The sequence below is a fragment of the Pedobacter sp. genome (assembly GCF_041645105.1).
Lineage (GTDB): Bacteria > Bacteroidota > Bacteroidia > Sphingobacteriales > Sphingobacteriaceae > Pedobacter.
The window spans coordinates 1-5,269 of record NZ_JBAZQQ010000018.1 but is presented as its reverse complement, the minus strand read 5'-3'; the positions used below and the strand labels follow the sequence as shown (position 1 = coordinate 5,269).

Sequence of the window (5,269 nt, the reverse complement as noted above, 5' to 3'; positions counted from 1 at the left end):
ATTCACCAAATTCTGCTGGTGTTGTTATAGATGCTATAAGATGTATAAAATGGGCATTAGATAATAATGTTGGTGGTGTACTGGAAGCTCCATCTGCATATTTTATGAAACATCCATTACATCAATATAAAGATTCAGTATCTTTTAAAATGTTAGAAGAATTTATATATACGAGACCTAAAAATAAAGAAATTTAAAACAAAATCATGAAAATCGAAAATAAAGAACTAACTGAAATGAAAAAAATAAGAGATGGAACTGGTATCAGTATCAGTAGATTAATTGAACTCAAAAAAAGAGGATATAAAATAGTTAAATTTGAAGAAGTCATAATATAAATAAAAAAGGAGTAAATATGTCATTAGATACACTCGATCCAAAAGTACAGCAGATGGTAGATAGTCAAGTAAATTACATAAGACGAATGGCTATGTTACCAGATGAACAGTTAAGAATCTTACTAACTCAACAAATATTACAGCATCCTCACCTTATAGATAATTACGAGGCAGAAGAACAAAAAAAGATGGTTCATGACATCACAAAAGCTGCAAAAGATGTAAAAAGTAATCCAATTAAATTTGCAAGAAAAGTAGATGGAGGAATCAAGTTATAATGTCTGAAGATGAAGTTCAAAAAGATGAAAAAGTTGTCGATGAACAAGTATTAAATGAACAATCCATCAAACCTAAAATGATTCCAAGATTTTCTGTAGTATTACGATTTTGGAGTGTTCCAGAAGAAATTGAAATTATGGATATAATTTTCTGTGAACATGATATAACACATCAAATAATATGTCATTTTATAGATTCAGAAGGAAGATTATGGACAGATGTTCCAAGATCAGATATTATATTAATAAGAAAATTTCCAACTAAAGAAGATATTGAAAATTTTGTTCGTTTAAAATTTGAATCTGCTCATCTTGAAAAAGAATTTGCACTTCATCCAAAAAAAGAACAACGTGATGTATCAATAAACTAAATATAGAATATAAAAAGGACCAATAAATATAGGAGAACTAACAAATAATGAAAATACACTTTTTATCAAACAGTTTAAAAACTAACAGCGGATTCTCAATAGTAACTAAGAATCTTGCACAAGAATTGAAAAGATTAGGTCATACTGTAACAATGTCTGGATTACAAACTGCTATAGTTCCAGAATATACTTATGGAATTGAATGTTTACCATTAGCAACTCATACAAGTGAAGTTGAACAGTTTAAAAATAATTTAATGCAAGTTGATCCAGATGTCGTATTTTATATCGGTGAAATGTACACAGATGTACAAGAATTAACTAAAGTATTTCCAAAAATTATTGTTTATACTCCAATTGAAGGAGTTGGGATTCCTGATTATGTAGTGCAATCGTTAAATAGAATTGTACATAATGGTGGTCGAGTAGTTGCACAATGTGCATATGGATTTAATGAAATGCTAAAAGCAGATGTACAATCTGTTGGTTACATTTATCATGGTTATAATGAAAACATATTTAAGAGTCTCTCAACGTCAGAGCTTACAATAAGATATTGTTTCTATTCAACTGAAATGGGTAAAGAATCACTTGATCCAAGAAAATTATCTCAACATGGATGTTATAAATGTAACATTCCACCTGCAGAACAAATGTTCTGTCCAAACTTTAAAGATGAGTTAATTTCAATATGTAAATATAAAGATAATAAATGGACAGAAATATGTGATTTACCAATTTATAAGTTGAAAGAAGAATTTAATAATAAATTTGTATTTTTATTTGTTGGTCAAAATCATTTACTAAGAAAAAAAATTAATCGATTATTAATGGCATTTTCTCTCCTTCTCGAATCTAAACAAATGAAAGATAGAATTCACTTACATTTACACTGTCAACCTCAAAGTCCAACTGGAATTAAAGATCTTCCAGAATTGTGTAATAGATTGAAAATCCAAGATAACATATCATTCTCATATGGAACATGGAGATCATCTGGATGGTCAGAAAATGCATTATCAATATTATATAATTTATCTGACACACATGTATCTTCAACTAGTTCAGAAGGATTTGGTCTCACTCATTTAGAATCTATGGCTTGTGGAATACCACAAATAGCTCCTAATTGTACATCTTTAACTGAATTAATTGGAAATAATGATACCAAAAATAATGATAATCGAGGATTACTTGCAAAAATAAGTGATTTTGATATGATAACAGACTCAACAATACGAGAACTCGTTGATATTTCAAATTTGTCAATTTTAATGAAAGAGATGTACACTAATAAAGACATGAGAAAAAAATGTTCTGAAAATTGTCTTGACTTTGTAGAACCACACACATGGAATGCCATAGTAAAGAAATGGAATAAACTAATAACTGAGATGAAATAATAATGTTCAACAAGTTACACAATTCTTTTCCAGAATTTGATAAAAGATCACGAGAAGATATATGGGATAAGAAAAATAGAGAAAAAATATATCCATCGTACACTGAATTAAAAATTGATGAATATTATATTGGAAAAATAAAAATTTTAGAATTGATACATACATTTACAAGAAATAATAAATTTACAGGAGAAGATGAAGAAATTTACATATATAAGACTTCAGAAAATTCTTATTTTCCATCTATAAATTATAATAAACCATTAGAATTTAATAAAGAATATGAAATTGCTGGTTATAAATTAAAAGATAGATGGTCTGCTTGTATAATTAGAGAATTATTATAAATAACATCAAACTGTTATAAAATGAGGATTTCTATATGGAAGTAGAAAAATTCTACAGAATATTATTATTTTTAGCAGTTCTAATTACTTTTATATACTTACTTTATAGGAGATTTAATAAATAATGGATAACATAAATATTGAACCTTTGATACAAAATTTAATCGATTTATATTTCAAAAATAATAATGAAAAAATATGTGAAATGTTAGGTATAGAGTATGATCCAGACTATAAATCTTCTATAGATGAAAGTAGATACAAATTAAATAATGAATATAAATATCACAAAGAAAATAATGGAATGATATTCCATAACGATGAAAATCCAACTACAGTTGAAAGAGTAAATGTAGATGAAGAAACAAAATATCTTCTAAGTATATTAAAAACAATCACAACATATGTAATAGATGAAAGATACTTAATAGATGATATTATCATTAAATGGACAAAAAATAAAATTTTAATTAGTAAAATAGAACGTCAAATGAAAGTTGGAGAATGTATAAGACATCAAGTAAAAGTTGGCGAAAAAAATTGGACTATATTATCAAATTTATGTAAAAATAATGGAATTCCAATTAAAGATGGATTTAAATTATCTATTATGAATTATTTTAAGGAAATTGATACAAATAATAGTAATTTAAATATCAACTTAAAGTAATTTTTTTGTTCATATATATTTTCTTTTTTATATAAATTTTTAAGTTTAAAAATTTATAAACTTTTATTTACTTAATAATATAAATGTAATGTCAACCCTGTCAAAAATGGTAACGTATGGTAATTATATTACAGGTTTATATACTCAAATAACGTTTTATCTATTATATAGGGCTTAAACCGCCCAACCTCAAATTAAAGTAAATAAACCAAAAATAATAGGAAATCATCAATGGTATCAATAAAAGAAGAAGGTGTTTAATATTACCTGTCCCTGCATATTTCCCGTTATGCTAACCATCATAGATAGTGATGGTGATAAAGTAGAATATATTTCTATGCCATTTGATGAACTGGATGATGATAGATTTAAAATTCCTAAAATAGAAATTACTACACATAAAGGAAGAGAATATGTTGCAGTAATATGGGAAGATCCAGAAAGTGCAAATTTAAAATCATATGTAGTGAATGATCATATTGTATATGCAGGATGTCTTGTAAGTGACTTAACCAAAAAAGGAAACAAAACTTCTTGTAAAGAAAAAGAATTATTCATGGTTCTCCATCCAAAAGAAGAATGGGAATCCTATCATATAAGAGAAATTAAAGCATAAAATAAATATAAAAAAGAATGTTAAATTTCATTAAAATTATTAAATCAAATTTTTGTTGTTATATATGAGATAAACTATAGAAATAAACTATAAAATAAAACTAAAATAAACCTCTAAAGGAACGTGAAAACAATGAAACTAAGTTGTCAAGTAATATCAGGTGGAGGCGAAACTTCCTCTGGTAAGAAAGGTATGCATAGAAGCAGAGGAAGTGGCACAGGTTCGCCTCTTGCCAAAGCTGCACATGCATGTAAAGGAAAGAAAGGCACTACATTCAAGAAATGTATAAAAGTAAAAATCCGAAAATTTCGGTAAATAAAGAAAATAAAAGTTAAATCTCATATAAGTAAAAAGAGGTGAAATAATGAAGAAATGCAAATATGGAAGAAAGAAATGCGGATGCAGAAAACATCCAAAGAGATAATTATTTAACAATAATTATTAACGATAAAAAATAACATTCAACAAATCATTAAACAAAGGTGATAAAATGGCGAAAGTAGGAAGACCGAAAGGTTCTAAGAATAAGAGAAAAAGTGTAGTTTCTAAAACCACATACCACAAAACTAAATGTCCATGTGTCATGAAAAAGAGTGGAAATTGCGGTAAAAGGAAGAAGTAATTAATTATGACAAAACATAAAAAGACATCAGGTTGTACTGGACATGCTAAAATTGTTGGCAGTCATGTTCATGTAAAAACTGTATGTCCTGTGCATGTTAAAGGAACAAAAACTGCATCTGGAGCAAAATCTGTAAAAGCGGTAAAATCTGTACCCAGAAAACCAGCGACTAATGTTCCATCGACATGTAAAGGTCTAAGAGGCAAAGAGCGCAGAAAATGTGCAAAAACAGTATGTGCACAAAGACCTAAGGAATACAGAGCACCATGCTTGAAGAAAGCTGGTTTGAGATAAAGAATCTCTTATTAATGTAATAATAAATTACATAATTCAAAGTAATAATAAATTACAATAAAAGGTAAATAACTATGAGAATTTGTAAGAAAGGAAAAAATAAAGGACAAAAAAAATGTCCGAGCAGAAAAAGATAATTAAAGGAGAATGAAACTATGGCAATGGAATTCGGGAATGCCTCTAAAAAGATAGGCGATGCTGTAACTACTGCACTCGTTGAGGGTGGAGGTGTAACAGCAGGATTGTTAGGTTCAGGGTTTGTTGGTAAACTCTCTGAAAATGCATTTAAGAAAGGTGTCTTACCAACATCAAGTGCTACAGATAAAGTAC

At 27.7% G+C, this 5,269-nt stretch carries 9 protein-coding genes and 1 pseudogene; all 10 read left to right on the top strand.

All coding sequences use genetic code 11. The features are described from left to right. Positions 1-197, top strand: a pseudogene (locus WC623_RS24680) (hypothetical protein); the annotation flags it as partial. Between the two features lie 9 nt (positions 198-206). Beyond that, complete coding sequence (locus WC623_RS24675; RefSeq protein WP_372856232.1) at positions 207-338, top strand: hypothetical protein; 132 nt, start codon at positions 207-209, stop codon at positions 336-338. Between the two features lie 17 nt (positions 339-355). After that, positions 356-616, top strand: a complete 261-nt coding sequence (locus WC623_RS24670; RefSeq protein ID WP_372856230.1) for a hypothetical protein — start codon at positions 356-358, stop codon at positions 614-616. Then, entirely contained in the window at positions 616-987 is a 372-nt protein-coding gene (locus tag WC623_RS24665) for a hypothetical protein (RefSeq protein ID WP_372856228.1), read from the top strand. The genes WC623_RS24670 and WC623_RS24665 overlap by 1 nt, the downstream gene beginning before the upstream one ends. Positions 988-1,034: 47 nt before the next feature. Next, the gene (locus tag WC623_RS24660) at positions 1,035-2,390 is read left to right on the top strand and encodes a glycosyltransferase (RefSeq protein WP_372856226.1); all 1,356 of its coding nucleotides are present in this window, start codon (positions 1,035-1,037) and stop codon (positions 2,388-2,390) included. Between the two features lie 2 nt (positions 2,391-2,392). Continuing rightward, positions 2,393-2,737 carry a hypothetical protein gene (locus tag WC623_RS24655; RefSeq protein ID WP_372856224.1) on the top strand — a complete coding sequence of 115 codons (345 nt, stop codon included), beginning with the start codon at positions 2,393-2,395 and terminating at the stop codon, positions 2,735-2,737. A gap of 124 nt (positions 2,738-2,861) precedes the next feature. After that, a complete protein-coding gene (locus WC623_RS24650; protein ID WP_372856222.1) occupies positions 2,862-3,407 on the top strand; it encodes a hypothetical protein in 546 nt (181 codons plus the stop codon). Between the two features lie 289 nt (positions 3,408-3,696). Beyond that, positions 3,697-4,023, top strand: a complete 327-nt coding sequence (locus WC623_RS24645) for a hypothetical protein (RefSeq protein WP_372856220.1) — start codon at positions 3,697-3,699, stop codon at positions 4,021-4,023. Positions 4,024-4,155: 132 nt separating this feature from the next. Next, complete coding sequence (locus tag WC623_RS24640; protein WP_372856218.1) at positions 4,156-4,338, top strand: hypothetical protein; 183 nt, start codon at positions 4,156-4,158, stop codon at positions 4,336-4,338. 313 nt (positions 4,339-4,651) lie between these two features. Beyond that, positions 4,652-4,939, top strand: a complete 288-nt coding sequence (locus WC623_RS24635; protein WP_372856216.1) for a hypothetical protein — start codon at positions 4,652-4,654, stop codon at positions 4,937-4,939. Positions 4,940-5,269: the final 330 nt, after the last annotated feature.